General features: G+C 70.1%; 17 protein-coding genes. 8 read left to right on the forward strand and 9 right to left on the reverse strand.

Translation table 11 applies throughout. The annotated features are described in order from the left end of the window. Positions 1-81: 81 nt before the first annotated feature. The 5 genes from ACZ6Z4_RS11625 to glpK (ACZ6Z4_RS11645) all read left to right on the forward strand — a co-directional run bounded on the left by ACZ6Z4_RS11625 (position 82) and on the right by glpK (ACZ6Z4_RS11645) (position 7,439). The gene (locus ACZ6Z4_RS11625) at positions 82-1,767 is read left to right on the forward strand and encodes a ribonuclease J (protein ID WP_363673964.1); all 1,686 of its coding nucleotides are present in this window, start codon (positions 82-84) and stop codon (positions 1,765-1,767) included. Positions 1,768-1,866: 99 nt separating this feature from the next. Continuing rightward, complete coding sequence (locus ACZ6Z4_RS11630; protein ID WP_465561683.1) at positions 1,867-2,613, forward strand: ABC transporter ATP-binding protein; 747 nt, start codon at positions 1,867-1,869, stop codon at positions 2,611-2,613. Further along, positions 2,613-5,126 carry an ABC transporter permease gene (locus ACZ6Z4_RS11635; RefSeq protein WP_465561685.1) on the forward strand — a complete coding sequence of 838 codons (2,514 nt, stop codon included), beginning with the start codon at positions 2,613-2,615 and terminating at the stop codon, positions 5,124-5,126. The genes ACZ6Z4_RS11630 and ACZ6Z4_RS11635 overlap by 1 nt, the downstream gene beginning before the upstream one ends. Before the next feature lie 46 nt (positions 5,127-5,172). After that, the gene (locus tag ACZ6Z4_RS11640) at positions 5,173-5,931 is read left to right on the forward strand and encodes an IclR family transcriptional regulator (protein WP_465561687.1); all 759 of its coding nucleotides are present in this window, start codon (positions 5,173-5,175) and stop codon (positions 5,929-5,931) included. Continuing rightward, positions 5,931-7,439: a glycerol kinase GlpK gene (gene glpK / locus ACZ6Z4_RS11645; RefSeq protein WP_465561689.1), complete on the forward strand. Its 1,509-nt coding sequence runs from the start codon at positions 5,931-5,933 to the stop codon at positions 7,437-7,439. The genes ACZ6Z4_RS11640 and glpK (ACZ6Z4_RS11645) overlap by 1 nt, the downstream gene beginning before the upstream one ends. A 3-nt stretch (positions 7,440-7,442) precedes the next feature. Here the strand turns inward: glpK (ACZ6Z4_RS11645) and ACZ6Z4_RS11650 are convergent, their stop codons facing one another. The 6 genes from ACZ6Z4_RS11650 to ACZ6Z4_RS11675 all read right to left on the reverse strand — a co-directional run bounded on the left by ACZ6Z4_RS11650 (position 7,443) and on the right by ACZ6Z4_RS11675 (position 14,410). Beyond that, positions 7,443-8,270, reverse strand: a complete 828-nt coding sequence (locus ACZ6Z4_RS11650; protein ID WP_465561691.1) for a GNAT family N-acetyltransferase — start codon at positions 8,268-8,270, stop codon at positions 7,443-7,445. A 174-nt stretch (positions 8,271-8,444) separates the two neighbouring features. Continuing rightward, positions 8,445-9,257, reverse strand: a complete 813-nt coding sequence (locus ACZ6Z4_RS11655) for a GNAT family N-acetyltransferase (RefSeq protein WP_465561693.1) — start codon at positions 9,255-9,257, stop codon at positions 8,445-8,447. A 55-nt stretch (positions 9,258-9,312) separates the two neighbouring features. Next, entirely contained in the window at positions 9,313-10,122 is an 810-nt protein-coding gene (locus ACZ6Z4_RS11660; protein ID WP_465561695.1) for a GNAT family N-acetyltransferase, read from the reverse strand. Between the two features lie 145 nt (positions 10,123-10,267). After that, positions 10,268-11,980, reverse strand: coding sequence for a glycerol-3-phosphate dehydrogenase/oxidase (locus ACZ6Z4_RS11665; RefSeq protein WP_465561698.1), 1,713 nt, complete (start codon positions 11,978-11,980; stop codon positions 10,268-10,270). Positions 11,981-12,028: 48 nt separating this feature from the next. Then, a complete protein-coding gene (glpK, locus tag ACZ6Z4_RS11670; RefSeq protein WP_363673944.1) occupies positions 12,029-13,546 on the reverse strand; it encodes a glycerol kinase GlpK in 1,518 nt (505 codons plus the stop codon). A 27-nt stretch (positions 13,547-13,573) separates the two neighbouring features. Then, positions 13,574-14,410: an MIP/aquaporin family protein gene (locus ACZ6Z4_RS11675; RefSeq protein WP_465561700.1), complete on the reverse strand. Its 837-nt coding sequence runs from the start codon at positions 14,408-14,410 to the stop codon at positions 13,574-13,576. 208 nt (positions 14,411-14,618) lie between these two features. Between ACZ6Z4_RS11675 and ACZ6Z4_RS11680 the strand changes: the two genes are divergently transcribed. From ACZ6Z4_RS11680 to ACZ6Z4_RS11690, 3 genes are all read left to right on the forward strand, one after another. Further along, positions 14,619-15,146 carry a SigE family RNA polymerase sigma factor gene (locus tag ACZ6Z4_RS11680; protein ID WP_465561702.1) on the forward strand — a complete coding sequence of 176 codons (528 nt, stop codon included), beginning with the start codon at positions 14,619-14,621 and terminating at the stop codon, positions 15,144-15,146. Further along, positions 15,143-16,258, forward strand: a complete 1,116-nt coding sequence (locus ACZ6Z4_RS11685) for a hypothetical protein (protein WP_465561705.1) — start codon at positions 15,143-15,145, stop codon at positions 16,256-16,258. Before ACZ6Z4_RS11680 ends, ACZ6Z4_RS11685 begins: the two co-directional genes overlap by 4 nt. A 100-nt stretch (positions 16,259-16,358) precedes the next feature. Further along, positions 16,359-16,619 (forward strand): RNA polymerase sigma factor, encoded by a 261-nt coding sequence (locus ACZ6Z4_RS11690; RefSeq protein WP_363673936.1) that lies wholly within the window; start codon positions 16,359-16,361, stop codon positions 16,617-16,619. A gap of 82 nt (positions 16,620-16,701) precedes the next feature. Here ACZ6Z4_RS11690 and ACZ6Z4_RS11695 read toward each other — a convergent pair whose 3' ends face one another. The 3 genes from ACZ6Z4_RS11695 to ACZ6Z4_RS11705 all read right to left on the reverse strand — a co-directional run bounded on the left by ACZ6Z4_RS11695 (position 16,702) and on the right by ACZ6Z4_RS11705 (position 19,894). Then, on the reverse strand, positions 16,702-17,748 hold the full coding sequence (locus ACZ6Z4_RS11695) for an ABC transporter ATP-binding protein (protein ID WP_465563746.1): 1,047 nt from the start codon (positions 17,746-17,748) through the stop codon (positions 16,702-16,704). Positions 17,749-17,825: 77 nt separating this feature from the next. Further along, a complete protein-coding gene (locus ACZ6Z4_RS11700; protein WP_465561709.1) occupies positions 17,826-18,884 on the reverse strand; it encodes an ABC transporter ATP-binding protein in 1,059 nt (352 codons plus the stop codon). Continuing rightward, positions 18,881-19,894 (reverse strand): ABC transporter permease, encoded by a 1,014-nt coding sequence (locus ACZ6Z4_RS11705; RefSeq protein ID WP_465561711.1) that lies wholly within the window; start codon positions 19,892-19,894, stop codon positions 18,881-18,883. The genes ACZ6Z4_RS11700 and ACZ6Z4_RS11705 overlap by 4 nt, the downstream gene beginning before the upstream one ends. Positions 19,895-19,934: the final 40 nt, after the last annotated feature.

Below are 19,934 nucleotides of genomic sequence, written 5' to 3' on the forward strand. Positions count from 1 at the left end.
CTTTGTTCTGAGGTGCCCGTCACACCCCCGAAACGAGGTCGGTGACACATCGCAACCACAGCCTCGGATAACGTCCACGCTATGAGTCATCCGCATCCCGATCTCGGTCAGCCGCCCCGCCTTCCTGATGACGCCCTGCGCGTGGTCGCTCTGGGTGGTCTGGGTGAGATCGGCCGGAACATGACCGTGTTCGAGCACCGGGGCAAGTTGCTGGTGGTCGACTGCGGGGTGTTGTTCCCCGAGGAGCACCAGCCGGGCGTCGACGTGATCCTTCCGGACTTCGGGTGGATCCGGGACCGGCTGGACAAGATCGAGGCGATCGTGCTGACCCACGGGCACGAGGACCACATCGGTGGGGTGCCGTACCTGCTGAAGGAGCGGGCGGACATCCCGGTGGTGGGGTCGAAGCTGACGCTGGCGTTCATCACCTCCAAGTTGAAGGAGCACCGGATCAAGCCGGTGACGGTGGAGGTGAAGGAGGACGAGAAGCGGCAGTTCGGGCCGTTCGAGTGTGAGTTCCTCGCGGTGAACCACTCGATCCCGGACGGTCTCGCGGTCGCGATCCGGACCCGGGCGGGGCTGGTGCTGCACACGGGTGACTTCAAGATGGACCAGTTCCCGCTGGACCGGCGGCTCACCGACCTGCGCGGGTTCGCCCGGCTCGGGGCGGAGGGTGTCGACCTGTTCATGACGGACTCCACGAACGCCGACGTCCCGGGCTTCACGACCGCCGAGAAGGACCTGAACCCGGCGATCGACCAGGTCTTCCGTACGGCGCCCGGCCGGATCATCGTGTCGAGCTTCGCGAGCCACGTGCACCGGATCCAGCAGGTGCTGGACGCCGCGAAGGCGGGCGGCCGGAAGGTCGCGTTCGTGGGGCGCTCGATGGTGCGGAACATGGGCATCGCCCGCGATCTCGGTTACCTGAACGTCCCGAAGGGCCTGATCGTGGACCTGAAGGAGCTGGAGCAGCTGCCGGACCGCAAGGTCACGCTGGTCTGCACCGGTTCGCAGGGTGAGCCGATGGCGGCGCTGTCGCGGATGGCGAACCGGGACCACATGATCCGGATCGGCGAGGGTGACACGGTGCTGATGGCCAGCTCGCTGATCCCGGGCAACGAGAACGCGATCTACGCGGTGATCAACGGCCTGATCCGCTGGGGCGCGAACGTCGTGCACAAGGGCAACGCGAAGGTGCACGTGTCCGGTCACGCGAGTGCCGGCGAGCTCGTCTACTGCTACAACCTGGTCGAGCCGCGCAACGTGCTGCCGGTGCACGGCGAGTTCCGGCACCTGAAGGCGAACGCGGCGCTCGCGGTCAGTACCGGCGTACCGGCCGACCGGGTGATCATCGCCGAGGACGGCGTGGTGGTGGACCTGCACAAGGGCCGCGCGAAGATCACCGGCAAGGTCGAGGCCGGGTACGTGTACGTCGACGCGATGACGGTCGGCGGGGTCACCGAGGCGAACCTGAAGGACCGCCGCACGCTCGGCGAGGAGGGTGTCGTCACGGTCGTCCTGCTGGTCGACGCCCACACCGGCAAGCTGGCCGAGCCGCCGGACTTCCTGGCGCGGGGTTTCGTCCACGACGACACCACGTTCAAGCCGGTCATCCCGGTGATCGAGGAGACGCTGGCCCGGGCGGCCGCGGAGTCGATCGGGGACGCGAGCCAGCTGGAGCAGCTGGTCGGGCGCGCGGTCGGCAACTGGACGTACCGGCACTGGCGCCGGCGCCCGGTCGTGATCCCGGTCGTCATCGACGCCTGAACCCGCACTTTGGGCACCGCTCAGCCACGATTCGCGTCCGCGGACGGCTGAGCGGTGCTCAAAGACGCGTGGGCCCTCGGACACGTTAGGTTTCCCCCCATGAGTGCGGAGCCGGGTGCGGCGATCACCACCACGGGTCTCGGCCGGAGCTACGGTGCCGGTGAGACCCGGATCGACGCGCTGGCCGATGTCAGCGTCCAGTTCGGGCAGGGCCGGTTCACCGCGATCATGGGGCCTTCGGGGTCGGGCAAGTCGACGTTGCTGCACTGTCTGGCCGGGCTCGACCGCCCGACCGGCGGTCAGGTGTTCCTCGGCGACATCGACCTGACCAGGCTCACCGAGAAGGCCCTCACGCACCTGCGAAGGGACCGGATCGGGTTCGTCTTCCAGGCGTTCAACCTGATCCCGACGCTGACCGCGCTGGAGAACATCACGCTCCCGCTCGACCTGGCCAACCGCGAACCGGACCAGGCCTGGCTCGACCTCATCGTCGAGACCGTCGGGCTGAAGGACCGGCTGCAGCACAAGCCGGCCGAGCTGTCCGGCGGCCAGCAGCAGCGCGTGGCGTGTGCCCGCGCGCTGGTCTCCCGCCCGTACGTCGTCTTCGCCGACGAGCCGACCGGCAACCTCGACTCGCGCGCCTCGGCCGACGTACTGGGCTTTCTGCACCGCTCGGTGCGTGAGTTCGGCCAGACCGTCGTGATGGTGACGCACGACCCGACCGCCGCCGCGTACGCCGACCGCGTGCTGTTCCTGGCCGACGGCCGGCTGCGCGAGGAGCTCGTCGACCCGACGGCCGAGTCGGTGCTCGACTCGATGAAGCGCCTCGAAACCACGACCGGCTGATGCTGAAGCTCGCCCTCCGGTCGGTGCGGGCGCACCGGCTCCGGTTCGTGCTCTGCACGGTCGCCGTGCTGCTCGGCATCGGGTTCGTCAGCGGCGCGATGGTGTTCAGCGACACCCTCGCGGCCGCGCTGAAGAAGAACTTCGCCGCGGCGACCGCCGACCTGACGATCACCCCGGTCTCCCCCGTTTCCGGTACGCCGAACCGCCCGCCAACCCTCTCGATCGACATCGCGAACCGGATCGCGGCAATTCCCGGCGTAGCCGCGGCCGACGCCCAGCTCCTGGTCCCCGACGTCGAGATCCTGGCCAAGGACGGCCAACCGATCGACACCTACAGCCTCGACACCTTCGGAGCGAGCTGGCCGCATGACGACCGGACCGCGCCCTTCAAGCTCGTCGACGGCGCCGCGCCGTGGGGCACCGAGCAACTCACCCTCGACCGCACCACCGCCGACCGCGAGGGCTTCGAGATCGGCCAGCAGGTCAAGGTCGTCACCCCGGCCCGAGCGGTCACCGCCACGCTGACCGGTCTCACCACTCCAGGCCTCTCCGGTACGTCGGCCGGCGCACCCCTCGTCGCCTTCGACAGCGCGTCCGCCCAGCTCCTGCTGCTCGGCGAGCCTGGCTGGACCTCGGTCGCCGTCGCCCTCCAGCCCGGCCAGAACCCCGACGCGCTCGCCCGCACGATCAAGGCGCAGGTCGGCGACACCGTCCAGGTCCGCACCGCCGCGCAAGTCGCCGAGGACGGCGAAAGCGCGCTCGACGACACCTTCGGCGGTCTCACCGCGGCGCTGCTGCTGTTCGCCGGCCTGGCGCTCTTCGTCGGCACCTTCCTGATCGTCAACACGTTCGCGATGGTCGTGGCCCAACGCAGCCGCGAGCTCGCGCTGCTCCGCGCGGTCGGCGCGTCCGGCGGCCAGGTCACCGGCACGGTCCTCGGCGAGGCGCTGGTGATCGGCGCGATCGGCTCGACGCTCGGACTCCTGCTCGGCGTCGGCGTCGCGGGCCTCATCCAGTACCTCTACCAGCGCCTCGACCTGGCGATTCCGGCCGCGGCGCTCCAGGTCAGCCCGGCGACCGTCATCGCGTCGTACGTGCTCGGCATCGGGATCACCGCCGCGGCGGCGTACCCGGCCGCCCGTCGCGCCGGCAAGCTGCCGCCGGTCGTCGCGCTCAAGGCCGACACCACCCTCCCCGAGCGCAGCCTCGTCGTCCGGGTCGTGATCGGCGGCTTCCTGCTCCTGATGGCGGTCCTGCTCGGCTTGATCTCGCTCAGAGCCAACGGCTTGCCCGGCGCGATCCTCGTCGGTCTCACGACCGCGTTCGTCCTGCTCGGCCTGGTGATGACGCTCCCGCTGGTCAGCCGGTACGCCGTCCGCGCGCTGATGCTCCCGTTCGGCCGCCGGGCCGCGGTCCTGCTCGGCCGCCGCAACGCCGAGCGCAACCCTCGCCGTACGTCGGCCACGGCATCCGCGCTGATGATCGCGCTCGCGCTGGTCAGCGGCCTGTTCGTGATCGCCGCCTCGGCCAAGGCCTCGGTCGACCAGGGCATCGCCGACGCGATCGGCAGCTCCGAGCTCGTGGTCACCGGCAATCGCCCGTTCAGTACGGCGGTCGGCGACGCGATGGCGAAGGTCGACGGCGTGTCGGCCGTGCACCGCGTCCGGCAGTCGAGCGGCGAGGTCGGCGACCAGCCGGTCGCGCTGGCCGGCGTCTCGGACGGCACGCTCGGCGGCCCGATCACCGCGAAGGTCCTCACCGGCTCGCTCGACGGCCTCGCGCAAGGACAGGTCGCCCTCCCCCGCAACCTCGCGAACCGCCTGGAGCTGACCGTCGGCGAGCCGTTCACGCTGGCCACCACGACCGGCAAGCACCAGCTCACCGTCGGCGCGGTGATCGCGCCCAACCAGCAGCTCGACGCGGTGATCACCACGCTGCCGCGGTTCCGCGAGCTCGGCGGCGGCGAGATCGACGCCACCCTGTACGTCGATGTTGCCGACGGCACCGATCTCGGCGCGGTCCGGCAGGCGGTGCTCGGCGCGGTCAAGGACTACCCGTCGGTCGCGGTCCGCGACCAGCAGGCGTACGCCGCCGCGCAACGCGGGCCGATCAACGCGATCCTCGGCGTGGTCGGGGCGCTGCTCGGGTTCGCCGTCCTGATCGCGCTGCTCGGGATCGTGAACACGCTCGCGCTCGGGGTCGTCGAGCGGACCCGCGAGCTCGGGCTGCTGCGCGCGATCGGGATGGACCGGCCGCAGGTACGGCGGATGCTGCGGGTCGAGGCGGTCGCGATCGCGGTGTTCGGCGCGATTCTCGGGATGGTGGTCGGCGTCCTGGCCGGGGCGGCGGTGCAGCACGTGATGGTCGACGACGGGCTGGCGGTGCTCGACGTACCGGTGCTGCAGCTGGCCGGGGCGGTGGTCGTGTCGGCGATCGTCGGCGTACTCGCTGCGATCTGGCCGTCACGGCGTGCAGCGCGGCTGGACGTGCTGCGGGCGATCGCAACCGAGTAGTAGCCGAACTGCTCCGCTGAAGGTTATTCACCGGTAGCCTGCCGGTGTGCCGGGCAGCGTCCAGTCGATCGAGCGAGCTGCCGCAGTGCTGCGCCTGCTCGCGGCCGCGCCGAACGGGCTGGGCGTCGCCGATCTCGGCAACGCGCTCGGGCTGGCCAAGGCGACCGTGCACGGGATCGTCCGGACGTTGCACCAGGTCGGGTTCGTCGAGCAGGACCGGTCGGGTGCGCACTACCGGCTGAGCGACGCCTTCGGGCGGCTCGGCGAGACCTACCTCGACCCGAACGAGCTGCGCAGCCGGGCGATCAACTGGGCCGACTCGCTGGCGTCGCGCAGCGGCGAGGTGGTGCGCGTTGGCCGGCTGGTCGAGGGCAAGGTGGTCGTCGTGCACCACGTCTTCCGGCCCGACGACAGCGACCAAGACCTCGACGTCGGTACGACGCTCCCGCCGCACGCGACCGCGCTCGGCAAGGCGGTCCTCGCCTTCGACACCAGCGGCGCGTCGAAACCGAAGACGCTGGAAGCGTTCACCACTCGCACGATCATCCAGCTCGCCCGCCTCGCCGACGAGCTCGCCGCCGTCCGCGCGAAGGGCTGGGCCGGCGAGTTCGAGGAGCACACCGTCGAACTGGCCGGGATCGCCGCCCCGATCCGCGGTCTGGGCGGCCTGGTCGTCGGCGCCGTCGGCCTCACCGGCCGGATCGAACGCATCTGCGACACCCGCCTGCGGCACCGCACCGACCTGGTCACCATGGTCCGGGCCACCGCCGAAGCCATCGGCCGCGACCTGCGGGAAGACGGCTGATGGCGGAGCAGTACGTCGCCGCCGTCGACCAGGGGACCAACTCCACGCGCTGCATCCTGTTCGACCGGCGCGGCCGCCTCGTCTCCGTTGCCCAGCGGGAGCACAAGCAGTACTTTCCGAAGCCCGGCTGGGTCGAGCACGACGCCGCCGAGATCTGGCGCAACGTCACCCGCGTCGTCCCCGCCGCCGTCCGGCAGATCGGCGCCCAGCCCGAGCAGATCGTTGCCATCGGCATCACCAACCAGCGCGAGACCAGCCTGCTCTGGGACCGCCGGACCGGGCAGCCGATCGGGCACGCCGTGGTCTGGCAGGACACCCGCACCGACCGGCTGATCACCGAGCTGGCCGGCGACGAAGGTCCCGACCGCTTCGTCGACCTCTGCGGCCTCCCGCTCACCACCTACTTCTCCGCGCCCCGCCTGCGCTGGATGCTCGACCACACCCCCGGCCTGCGCGCCCGCGTCGAGGCCGGCGACGTGCTGTTCGGCACCATGGAGACCTGGCTGATCTGGAACTTCACCGGCGGACCCGACGGCGGGCTGCACGTCACCGACGTGACCAACGCCAGCCGCACGATGCTGATGAACATCGAGACCCTCGAGTGGGACGACCAGCTCCTCGCGGCCTTCAACGTCCCGCGCTGCGTGCTGCCCGAGATCCGCCCGTCCTCCGGCGTCTTCGGTACGGCGACCACCGTCCTGCCCGGCGTCCGGATCGGCGCCGCCCTCGGCGACCAGCAGGCCGCGCTGTTCGGCCAGACCTGCTTCAGCCCCGGCGAGGCGAAGTGCACGTACGGCACCGGCTCGTTCCTGCTGCTCAACACCGGTAAGGAGATCGTCCGCTCGACGCACGGCATGCTGACCACGGTCGCGTACCAGATCGGCGACCAGCCGGCGGCGTACGCGCTGGAGGGCTCGATGGCCGTCACCGGCTCGCTGGTGCAGTGGTTCCGCGACGGGCTCGGGCTGATCCACACCGCCGCCGAGATCGAGACGCTGGCCCGCACGGTCGAGGACAACGGCGGCGCGTACATCGTGCCCGCGTTCTCCGGCCTGTTCGCGCCGCACTGGCGCAGCGAAGCCCGCGGGGTGATCGCCGGCCTCACGTCGTACATCACCAAGGGGCACCTGGCCCGCGCGGTGCTGGAGGCGACCGGCTTCCAGACCCTCGAGGTCGTCGACGCGATGAACGCCGACTCCGGGATCGCGCTGAAGGCGCTCAAGGTCGACGGCGGGATGACCGCGAACAACCTGCTGATGCAGTTCGTCGCCGACCTGCTCGACGTCCGGGTGGTCCGCCCGATGGTCGCCGAGACGGTCTCCCTCGGCGCCGCGTACGCCGCCGGCCTGGCGGTCGGCTACTGGCCGGACCTGGAGGGCCTGCGCAGCAACTGGCACCGCGCGGGCCAGTGGCTCCCCGACATGGACCCCGACAGGCGCGCGACGGAGTACGCGAACTGGCAAGCGGCGGTCCAGCGCACCTTCGGCTGGATCCGCCCCGAGCAGTAGCCCTCAGTCCTCCGCGCGCCAGATCCAGTTCTGCCGCACGTACTGGATCTCGAAGCCCGCACCGAGCATGTTGTTCAGCGACGAGTTCTTCTCCCCCTCGGCCAGCTTGAACGTCTCCGCGCTGAACCACTCCGCGCCGTCCTCGACCGCCTGGCGGGCTCGGGCCGCGATCATCGCCGACTGCCCACCACGTTGCTGGTACGGCGGCAGCACCGACGCCCCCACGAACGAGGCGACCCCGTTGCTGATCACCAGCGTCGAAGCGCCCGCGATCTGGTCGCCGTCCCAGACCGCGTACGCCGACGCGCCCGGCCGGTCGACCAGGCCCTCGGCCATCGGCGCCAGGTCCTCGGCCGGCATCCCCATCCCGCGGAAGAACGCCGTCGCCCACTCGGCCGCGTGAGCGCTGTCCACCCGGTCGACCCGAAGGTCGGTGCGTGCCGACTCGACCAAGCCCGCCGGCCGGGCCAGCTTGTACCAGGAGCTACCGCCGGTCAGGCCGGACTTCGCGGCGATCTCGTCCCAGTCGGGCGGGAGGACCGACGGCGCGAACTGCAGCACCGCGATCGGCGTGCCGGCGCCCCGGTAGAAGTCGACGACCTCCTCGAGCAGAGCGGCCGTCAGCGGCTCGTCGAACCCGACCCCGAGCACCTTGCTCCAGTACCGCGACTTGTCGTTCACCATCGACAGCGCCACCCCGCCGCCGATCCGGCGGGCGGACAGTCCGAGCGCCTGCACGACGGGCTCCGGAGCGGAGTGCTCGTAGGCCCAGTAGGCCTCACCCTCCGCCTTCTCGATCAACTCGGCCAGGTTGTTGCCCTCAGTACTCACAGTCAGCCTCTCGTCACGCCCAGGGGCACCACCTCGATGCCCCGGCGAGAGGCTAGCCACCGGGCAGGCGGTGACCGTTAGCCGAGAACGAGGATCCGGCAACTTGTTGCCGCGTCAGTTGCTTTCGGCATCCACCTTGTTGCTGTACGCAACTGTGCGGCCGGGACCGACCGGTCAGTCCTCCGCGCGCCAGATCCAGTTCTGCCGTTCGTAGCGGATCTCGAAGCCCGTCCGCAGCATGTTGCTCAGCGACGAGTTGTGCTCCCCGTCCGCCGGCTTCCCCGTCTCCGCGCTCAACCACTTCGCGCCGTCGGCCGCCGCCTGCCGAGCCCGCGCGGCGAGCATCGCCGACTGCGCACCCCGACCCCGGTACTCCGGCAGCACCGCCGCTCCCGCGAACGAGGCGACCTGGTTGTGGATCGACAGCGAGGACGCGCCGACCATCTCGTCGCCGTCCCACGCGCCGTACGCCGTGAAGCCCGGGCGCCCGGCGACCGGCGCCACCATCGGCACCAGCGAGGTCGGCATCCCGAAGCCGCGGACCAGTGTCGTCGCCCACTCCTCGGCCTGCTCCGGCGCGATCGCGGCGACCCGCAGGTCGGTGTCGGCCGACTCCACCAGGCCGGCCAGCCGCGCCAGCTTCAGCCACGTCCCGCCGGCAGCGAAGCCGGTCTTCTCCCGGATCGCCTCCCAGTCGCGCGGCAGCACCGACGGCGCGAGCTGCAGCGTCGCGAGCCGGACACCCTGGCTGCGATAGAAGTCGACGATCTCCTCGACCAGGTCCAGCGTCACCGGCGACTCGAAGCCGAAGCCGAGCGCCTTGCTCCAGTAGTTCGTGACGTCGTCCGGCATCGCCAGCACAACGCCACCGGCGATCCGGCGGCTCGCCAGCTTGAGCCGCTCCGCCACCGCGGGCGGGGCCGAGTTCTCGTAGCCCCACACCGCTTCCGCCTCCGCTGCCTCGATCAGCTCGGCGATCCGATCCATTCGACCCTCCTGGCCACAAACCCCGTACGACAACAACTCCGGTACTGCGCGCCCGTCAGGCCTTCCAGGCCCAGATCGGACGCTCGTAGATGACGTCGAACCCCGCCCGCCGCAGGTTCTCCAGCGACGGGTTCTGCTCGCCGTCGGCCGGCTTCCCGGTCTCGGAGAACACGTGCCGGCAGCCCGCCGCGAGCGCGTCCTGCGTCCGCCGCGCCAGCAGCGCCGACTGCGCACCACGCCCCCGGTACGCCGGTCGCGTGGCGCCGCTGACCAGCTCGGCGGCCTCGCCGTCGACGTACAGCGCGCCGGTCCCGACCAGCACGTCGCCGTCCCAGGCGCCGTACGCCGTCATGCCCTCGATCTTGCCGATCGAGCGCAGCATCCCGGCGATCCGGTCGTCCGGGTCGTCGAACTCGAACGCCTCGATCTGCACCGCGGCCCAGGCGTCCCAGTCGGTGTCCGCGATCGGGCCGACCCGCAGCGTCGTCGGCGCCGGCGCGACCCGGCGGTCGTCGCGGGCCACCTTCACCAGCGAGTGCCCACGGGTCAGCCCGTACTTCGCGGCGATCTCGGCCCAGTCGTCCGGCAGCACTTGGTCGATCAGGTGGAAGTTCGCGCTCGTGACACCTTCGGCCCGATAGAAGTCGACCACCTCGGCGACCACGTCCGCGGTCAGCGGCTGCGTGATCCCGAACCCCTGCGCCTTCGACCAGAACTGCGACGGGTCCTTGCTCGCGGCCAGCACGATCCCGCCGCCGATCCGCGCCCCGGCCAGCCCCATCCGCTCCCGCACCTGCTCGTCGGCCCCCGGCAGCCCGAGCATCAAGTCGCCTTCGGTGGCCTCGGCCAGCGCAACGATGTCCATGCCGGAAAGCCTAGCCCGGCCAGGAAAACACCAGGTGACCGCCCACCCGCATTCAGTTGCCCAAAGCCCCTATTTGGCGACAACTCGCCAACGTGACGACAGATGGCCCGGAGCACCCCCCACGAAGGCGCTCCGGGCCAGTCGCTCAGGCCGGGGAGACGATGTCCGGCGCGCCGAGGCGAACCTTGTCGGCGGACTCGTCGTCGGGCTGGTCCTGGGAGTCGCGCTCGGACTGGACGCGCTGCAGGTAGAACGACACCTCGCGCTCGATCGTCGCCTCGTCCCAGCCCAGCTCGGGCGCCATCAGGCGCGCGGCCGCGTCAGCTGCCCCAGCACCCCGGTCCCAGGCCTCGATCGAGATGCGCGTACGCCGAGCCAGTACGTCGTCCAGGTGCCGCGCACCCTCCGAGCGGGCGGCGTACACGACCTCGGCCTTCAGGTAGTCCTGCGTGCCGGGGAGCTGCTCGCCGAGCGACGGGTCCTCCTTCACCAGCGCGAGCACCTCGGAGATCAGGGCGCCGTACCGGTTCAGCAGGTGCTCGATCCGGGCCACGTGCAGCCCGGAGTCCTGGGCGATCAGGTGCCGCTGGTTCCACAGCGCCGGGTACCCGTCCGCGCCGACCAGCGGGATGGTCTTCGTGGTGCACTTCGGCACCCGCCCGTCGAGCGCGTTGGCGACCGCGTCGATGGCGTCCTTGGCCATCACCCGGTACGTCGTGTACTTGCCTCCGGCAACCACCACGAGCCCGGGCGCCGCGTGCGCGACGACGTGCTCGCGGGACAGCTTCGAGGTGCTCTCCGACTCCCCGGCCAGCAGCGGCCGCAGCCCGGCGTACACGCCCTCGACGTCCTCCCGGGTCAGCGGTGTGTTCAGCACCGCGTTCACGTGGTCGAGCAGGTACTCGATGTCCTTGCTGGTCGCGGCCGGGTGCGCCTTGTCCAGGTTCCAGTCGGTGTCGGTGGTGCCGATCAGCCAGTGCCGGCCCCACGGGATGATGAACAGCACCGACTTCTCGGTCCGCAGGATCATCCCGGTGCTGGACTGGATCCGGTCCTTGGGCACCACCAGGTGGATGCCCTTCGACGCGCGCACGTGGTACTGCCCGCGCTCGCCGACCATCGCCTGGGTGTCGTCGGTCCACACCCCGGTCGCGTTCACCACCTGCTTGGCGCGGACCTCGAACTCGCGGCCGCTCTCCAGGTCCTTGGCCTGGACTCCGGTGACCCGCTCGCCCTGCCGCAGGAAGCCGGTCACCTTCACCCGGTTCGCCACGTGCGCGCCGTACGACGCCGCCGTCCGGGCCAGCTCCATCGTGTGCCGGGCGTCGTCGACCTGGGCGTCGTAGTACTGCAGGGCGCCGACCAGCGCCGACTTCTTCAGTGACGGCACCAGGCGCATCGCGCCGCGGCGCGTCAGGTGCCGGTGCATCGGCAGCCCGGCGCCGTGGCCGGAGCTCACCGCCATCGCGTCGTACAGGGCCACGCCGGCGCCGGCGTAGAACCGCTCCCACCAGCGGTGCTGGAGCGGGTAGAGGAACGGCACCGGCTTGACCAGGTGCGGTGCCAGGCGCTGCAGGAGCAGCCCGCGCTCCTGCAACGCCTCGTGCACCAGCCGGAAGTCGAGCATCTCCAGGTACCGCAAGCCGCCGTGCATGAGCTTGCTGGACCGGCTGGAGGTCCCGCTCGCGAAGTCGCGGGCCTCCAGCAGGCCGGTGGTCAGGCCCCGGGTCGCGGCGTCCAGGGCCGAGCCGGTGCCGACCACCCCGCCGCCGATCACCAGGACGTCCAGTTCGCGGCCGTCGGCCATCGCGTCGATGGCCTCCGACCTCGTCTGCGGGGACAGAGCCACTACCGCCACTGTGCTGTTCCTTCCGGTTGTCGCATCACTGCTGTCTTGCTGCTGGTGCTAGTCGACGTCGACCCAGTCGAGCGTCCGCTGGACCGCCTTCTCCCAGCCCTTGTACCCGGCCGCACGCTGCTCGTCGTTCCACTCCGGGCTCCAGCGCTTGTCCTCGTTCCAGTTCTGCACCAGTTCGTCGGTGTTGTTCCAGAACCCGACCGCCAGCCCGGCCGCGTACGCCGCACCGAGCGCCGTGGTCTCCGCGACGACCGGCTTGCTGACCGGTACGCCGAGGATGTCGGCCTGCATCTGCATGCAGAGCTCGTTGGCGGTGACCCCGCCGTCGACCTTGAGCACCTCGAGCTTCACACCCGAGTCCTTCTCCATCGCGTCGGCCACGTCCTTGCTCTGGTAGCAGATCGCTTCCAGTGTCGCTCGGGCCAGGTGAGCGTTGGTGTTGAACCGGGACAGCCCGACGATCGCGCCGCGGGCGTCGGAGCGCCAGTACGGCGCGAACAGGCCGGAGAACGCCGGCACGAAGTACACGCCGCCGTTGTCCTCGACCTGCCGGGCCAGCGTCTCGGTCTCGCTCGCGCCGGAGATGATGCCGAGCTGGTCGCGCAGCCACTGGACCGCCGACCCGGTGACCGCGATCGAGCCCTCGAGCGCGTAGACCGGCGCGTCGTCGCCGAACTTGTACGCCATCGTGCTCAGCAGACCGGCCTTGGACCGGACCAGTTCGGTGCCGGTGTTGAGCAGCATGAAGTTGCCGGTGCCGTAGGTGTTCTTCGCCTCGCCCGGGTTGAAGCAGACCTGACCGACCGTCGCGGCCTGCTGGTCCCCGAGGTCACCGGTCAGCGGTACGACGCCGCCGAGCGGTCCGGTGGCGAGCGTCTCGCCGTACTTGTTCGGGTCCGACGACGGCCGGATCTCCGGCAGCATCTGCCGGGGGATGTTGAAGAAGCTGATCAGCTCGTCGTCCCAATCGAGCGTCTCCAGGTTCATCAGCATCGTCCGGCTGGCGTTGGTGACGTCGGTGACGTGCACACCGCCGTCGACACCGCCGGTGAGGTGCCACAGCAACCAGGTGTCGGTGTTGCCGAAGACGGCGTCACCGGCCTCGGCGGCCTCCCGGACGCCGTCGACGTTCTCCAGGATCCACTGCACCTTGCCGGCCGAGAAGTACGTCGCCGGCGGCAGCCCGGCCTTCTGCCGGATCACGTCGCCCTTGCCCTCACGCTCCAGCGCGGAGGCGATCCGGTCGGTGCGGGTGTCCTGCCAGACGATCGCGTTGTAGTACGGGCGGCCGGTCTTGCGGTTCCAGACCACGGCGGTCTCGCGCTGGTTGGTGATGCCGAGCGCCGCGAGGTCGCTCGCCTGCAGGTTGTTCTGATTCAGCGCGGTCCGGATGACCGAGCTGGTCCGCTCCCAGATCTCCACCGGGTTGTGCTCCACCCAGCCGGCCTGCGGCAGGATCTGGGAGTGCTCCAGCTGGTGCTTGCCCACCTCGTTGCCGGAGTGGTCGAAGATCATGAAGCGGGTGCTCGTGGTGCCCTGGTCGACGGCACCGACGAAGTCAGCCATGGAAGGTCCTCTCCTCACAGATCGATGTCATGCGGTGGTCTTCTCCTCCGGGATCCGCCCCGGCTCCTCGTCCTCGTCGGCGATCGGCAGGAAGCGCCCGACCAGCAGGTCGTACAGGAACGCACCGACCAGAGCGCCGATGATCGGCGCCACGATGGGCACCCAGAAATAGATGTCCCCGAACTGATCCTTGAACGCTCCGCTGTACCCGGTGAAGAACGACGCCAGCCGCGGCCCGAAGTCACGGGCCGGGTTGATCGCGTAGCCGGCGTTGGTGCCCCACGCCATCCCGATCCCGACCACCAGCAGACCGACGATGAACGGCGCCAAGTTGACACCCGGTGAGGTGTTGCGCAGGTCGGTGATGGCGAGGATGACCAGCATCAGGATCGCCGTACCGATGATCTGGTCGCGGAACCCGCCCCACATCCCGACCCCGAGGTCGAGCGACCCGTTGCCCGGCAGCGTGGAGAACACGCCCTGGGACTTGATCGTCAGCCCGGGGTCGAACTTGTTCAGCGCCTCGGTGTAGTTCCAGCGGACCACCAGAGCCGCCAGGAAAGCGCCGAGGAACTGGGCCACCGAGTACGGCAGCACCTTCTTCCAGGAGAACCCGCGGAACGCCGCCAGCGCGATCGTCACCGCCGGGTTCAGGTGCGCACCGGTCATCCGGCCCGCCACGTAGATCCCCAGCGTCACCCCGAGCCCCCACGCCCACGCGATGGAGTCGTGGTCCCCGATCCCCGCGGCGACCACCTGCGCCACCACACCACAGCCGAACAGGATCAGGATGAACGTACCGGCCAGCTCGGCGGACATCTCCCCCAGAAGGGTCTTCGCCTTGACCGCTTCGGTCGTAGCCATGCTCTGTCTCCCTTCCACCCCGTGACGACCACGGAGGACTGGAATGTAGGAGCGTTGACGGAGCGGCACAACGCCGTACGTTCGACATTGTCGAACGCGGGGTGGACCTGGACCACTGCGACACTCGTACAACCTTTTCCCGGGTTGATCACGTCAGGGCGGGCAGAGGAGGCCGGCCGCACGGGGCGGTGGCCGTGGAAGGGACCTGATGGGGACCGGACGGAGTGCTGGGGACTTCGAGGAGTTCGCGGTCAGCAGGCACCGGGCGTTGTTCCGGTACGCGTACCTGCTGGTCGGGGAACGCGGGCTGGCCGAGGATCTGGTGCAGGAGGCACTGACCAAGACGTACGTCGGCTGGCACCGACTGCGGGACTCGGCGAACGCCGAGGCCTACACGCGGAAGGCGATCACCAACACGGCGATCGGCTGGTACCGGCGGAAGGCGTGGCACGCGGAGCGGCCGCGCGACGACGTCCCCGAGCTGCCCGGGCGGGCGGCGGCGGACGACGCGACGGCGCGGATCTGGCTCTGGGAGGAGCTCGGGCAGCTGCCGCCGCGGCAGCGGGCCGCGCTGGTGCTGCGGTACTACGAGGACCTGACCGAGGCGGAGACCGCCCGGATCCTCGGGTGCAGCGTCGGCACGGTAAAGAGCCAGACGTCGCACGCCCTGAAGAAGCTGCGGGCCCGGCTGGGCCCCGACGCGGAACTGACGATCGAATTGGTGGTGGCCCAGTGACCGGCCTGATCAAGGAAACCCTGACCGAGCACGCCGACGGCGTCACCGAGCCCGGCCTGGACCTGGCCGCCGTGATGCGGAACGGCGACCGGCGGATCAAGCGCCGCAAGGTCGCCACCGTGCTGACCGTCGCCGCCGCGTCAGCGGCCGTGCTGGCCGGCGGGCTGACCGCCGTCAGGCTGACCGCGGACGCGCCGGCTCCGGCCGAGCAGCCGGGGAACTTCACCGAGCGGCGGCCGACGTACGCGAAGGACGGCAAGATCCACTTCGGCTCCGAGACCTACGACCTGAAGGACCAGATCGCCACCTTCGCCCAGACCGACGCCGGTTTCGTCTACGTCACCCCGGGCGGCACCGTGAAGACGGCCGACGGCCGCCGGACCACGACGATCGGCGGCGGCAACGCGATCAAGCGCCTCACCGTCGACGACGCCGGCACGCTGGTCGGCTGGGTCGACAGCAGCCCGCAGCGCCCCGAGTTCGTCGTGTACGACGTGGCCGCGCGCCGCGAGGTCGTCCGGACGGCGCAGGGCACGGTCGCGAACCCCGCCGAGGACAAGGAGCCGCGGGTCTCGGCGATCGACGAGGGCTTCGCCTACTTCTCCACCGGGACGAGCATCTACCGCTGGAACCTGGCCGCCAAGGCCGGGACCGTGATCGATCCCGCGGCCGGTCCGGAGAAGCTGAAGGGCGTCGACGCGGGCCTGCTCACCTGGGAGATCCTCCAGCCGCCCAGCCAGACCCAGCAGGTTGCCGTCGGCACCGATCTCCGGAAGCCGCCGGCCCGGATCTACGACGGGTGGGACAACACCGTCTCCCCCAGCGCCCGGTTCATGACGACCGACGCCGCCGACGAGGTGCGGTTGTTCGACCTGCAGTCCGGGAAGCAGCTGCCGCTGAAGTTCCCCGGGTACGTGCTGATCGTGCCCACCCAGTGGCAGGGCGACGGCAGCTTCTACGCGGTCGGGATCGCCGAGGACCAGTCCAGGCCCGTCGACCTGCTGAAGTGCTCGACCGCCGAGCTGACCTGCGAGGTCGCCGTCCCGGAGTTCGCCCCGAGCCCGTCGGAACAGGTCGGTTTCCAGCTTCCGGTCGGCTACGTCCTGGACTAGCAGGCGAACGCGGAAAGAAATCTACGAACAGGATGCAACCGATCGTAGGGCCCAGAGCGTCATGTCATCGGGACCGTAAAGCTCGAAGGGGGAATCTCAGGTGAATCAGCACGCCACGGTGGGGCACCGCGACAACGTGACGGCTCGGCACTGGCTCGAAACCGGCCTGCAGAACCTGCCGGCCCGCCAGCGCGACGCGCTGGTCCTGCGCTTCTACGAGTCGCGCACCGAAACCGAGGCCGCCGGCATCCTCGGCTGCTCGGTCCCCGCGGTGAAGCGCCGGACCAACCACGGCCTGCGCCGCCTCAGCTCCCACCTGGGCCCCGACGCCGTCCTGCTGCTGCAACGCGTCGCCCGCTAGCGCCGGTACGCCGAACGGCCGGGGACCCCCGCAACAGGGGTTCCCGGCCGTTTCACATCCAGCGACTGGTTGCAGCGCGCAACTAAACCTTCGCGGTGGCCGCGCCCTCGACGGCCTTCAGGGCCGCGGCGGCCTGGTCCTCGGTGGCGTTCTCCGGGAAGTGGCAGGCGCTCTGGTGCCCCGGGGCGATCTGCAGCAGCGGCGGCTCGACCGTCTTGCAGATGTCCTGCGCCTTCCAGCAGCGGGTGTGGAAGCGGCAGGCCGGCGGCGGGTTGATCGGGCTCGGGACGTCGCCCTCGAGCCGGATCCGCTCGCGCTTGGTCTTGCGGTTGGTGTCCGGGATCGGGACGGCCGACAGCAGGGCCAGCGTGTACGGGTGCATCGGCTTCTCGTACAGGCTGACCCGGTCGGCCAGCTCGACGATCTTGCCGAGGTACATCACCGCGACCCGGTCCGACACGTGCCGGACCACCGACAGGTCGTGCGCGATCATCACGTAGGTCAGGTCGAACTCGTTCTGCAGGTCCTCCAGCAGGTTCACCACCTGGGCCTGGATGGACACGTCCAGCGCCGAGACCGGCTCGTCGGCGACGATCAGCTTCGGCCGCAGCGCGAGCGTACGGGCGATCCCGATCCGCTGCCGCTGACCGCCGGAGAACTCGTGCGGGTACCGGTTGTAGTGCTCCGGGCTCAGCCCGACCAGCTCCAGCAACTCCTGGACGGTCTTCTTCACACCGCCCTCGGGCTTCACGCCCTGCAGCCGGTACGGCGCACCGACGATCTTGCCGACCGTGTGCCGCGGGTTCAGCGAGCCGTACGGGTCCTGGAAGATCATCTGCACGTCACGCCGCAGCGGGCGCATCTTGCCGTCGCCGAGGTGGCTGATGTCGTGCCCCTCGAAGACGATCTTGCCGTCGGTCGGCTCCAGCAGGCGGGTCAGCAGCCGGCCGGTGGTGGTCTTGCCGCAGCCCGACTCCCCCACCAGCGACAGCGTCTCGCCCTTCATCACGCTGAAGGTCAGGCCGTCGACGGCCTGGACGGCGCCGGTCTGGCGCTGCAGCAGACCCTTGCGGATCGGGAAGTGCTTGGTCAGGTTCGTCACCGACAGCAGTTCCTCGCCGTCGGCGATCGCCGGGGAGGTGTCGTCGAGGACGGGTCCGACGCTGACGGACTCGGTTTCGGGGTTGGTCACTTCGGCTCCGTCGTTCACAGCTTCGGCTTGATCTCGTCGTTCCAGATCCGCTCGCGGTCCGCGCCGGACAGGTGGCAGGCCACCTTGTGCCCGGCCCCGACCTCGAGCAGCTCCGGCCGGTCGGTCTCGCTGGCGCCACCGTTGAGCTGCGAGTAGTTGCAGCGCGGGTTGAACGCACAGCCGGTCGGGACGTTGATCAGGCTGGGCGGCGAGCCCTTGATCGGGATCAGCCGCTCGGTGCGCTCCCGGTCGATCCGCGGCATCGAGCCGAGCAGGCCCCAGGTGTAGGGGTGCTGCGGGCGCTCGAAGATGTCGTCCGCGGTGCCGTACTCGATCGCGCGGCCGGCGTACATCACCTGGATGTCGTCGGCGAGCTCGGCGACCACGCCGAGGTCGTGGGTGATGATGATGACCGCGGAGTTGAACTCACGCTGCAGGTCCCGGATCAGGTCCAGGATCTGCGCCTGCACGGTGACGTCGAGCGCGGTGGTCGGCTCGTCGGCGATCAGCAGGTCGGGGTCGCAGGACAGCGCCATCGCGATCATCGCGCGCTGCCGCATCCCGCCGGAGAACTGGTGCGGGTAGGCGTCGACGCGCTTGTCCGGCTGCGGGATGCCGACCCGGTCGAGCATCTCGATCGCGTGCTTGCGGGCGACCTGCTTGGTCACCTTGTTGTGCACCCGGTAGGCCTCGATGATCTGCTTGCCGACCGTGTAGAACGGGTGCATCGCCGACAGCGGGTCCTGGAAGATCATCGCCATCCGCTTGCCGCGCAGCAGCCGCACCTCCTCGGCGCTGGACGAGACCAGGTCCTGGCCGTCGAGGAAGACCTCGCCGCTGATCTTCGCGGTACCGGCCTTGTGCAGGCCCATGATCGACAGGCTGGTCACGCTCTTGCCGGAGCCGGACTCGCCCACGATGCCGAGGGTCTTGCCGCGCTCCAGCTGGAACGACAGCCCGTCGACGGACTTCACGATGCCGTCGTCGGTCGGGAAGTGCACCTTCAGGTCGCGGACGTCGAGGAACGCGTCGCCGCGCTCGATCCGCTGCGGGGTGTCTTGAGGTTCGGTCACGAGATTCGCACCCTCGGGTCGACGACGGCGTACAGGAGATCGACGATCAGGTTCGCCAGCACGATGAAGAACGCGGCGACCAGCGTCACGCCGAGCACCTTGGGCAGGTCGTTGGCGCGCAGCGCGATCACGGCGTACTGGCCGATGCCGGGCAGCGAGAAGGTCGTCTCGGTGAGGATCGCGCCGCCCATCAGCAGGCCGAGGTCGAGACCGAAGATGGTCAGGATCGGGGTCAGCGCCGAGCGCAGGCCGTGCTTGACCACGACCGTCCGCTCGGTCAGGCCCTTGGCGCGGGCGGTCCGGACGAAGTCCTCGTTCATCGTCTCGAGCATGCCGGCCCGGGTGAGCCGGGCGTACGCCGCGGCGTACAGGAAGGCCAGCGTGACCCAGGGCAGGATCAGGTCGTAGGCCCACCAGACCGGATTCGTCTCGTCCAGTGGGTTGGTGCCGCCCTGGGCCGTCCAGCCCAGGTTGTAGCTGAAGATCGACAGCGACAGCAGGCCGGTGAAGAAGATCGGCAGCGAGACGCCGGCCAGGGCCACCGACATCAGGCCCCGGTCCAGCGCCGAGCCGCGCCGGAGCGCGGACACGATGCCGGTACCGACACCGGTGATCAGCCAGATGAACGCCGCACCACCCGCCAGCGAGGCGGTGACCGGTATTCGCGCGACCAGGTCCGGCCACACCGGCTGCTGGGTCAGGAACGAGTACCCGAAGCAGGGCGCCGGGCAGTGCTCGGTCGACGGCCCGTAGTTGTACTCCTGCCCCACGACCAGGCCCTTCACGAAGCGGCCGTACTGGACGTAGAGCGGGTCGGTGAAGCCGAGACGCTCCGCCGTCTGGTGAATCTGCTCCTGCCCGGCGCTCTTGCCGACGTAGCGCGAGGCCAGGTCGTCGGCGGACGCACCGCCCAGCTTGGGAACCAGGAAGAAGATCGAGAACGTCACGGCCGTGACGATGAAGAGCAGGATCACTGCTCCGATCACCCGGCGGACCAGATATGCGAACACGTGCTCGGCGGTGGTGGCCGGTGATCATCGCTGATCACCG

The organism is Kribbella sp. NPDC104740, from assembly GCF_055583505.1.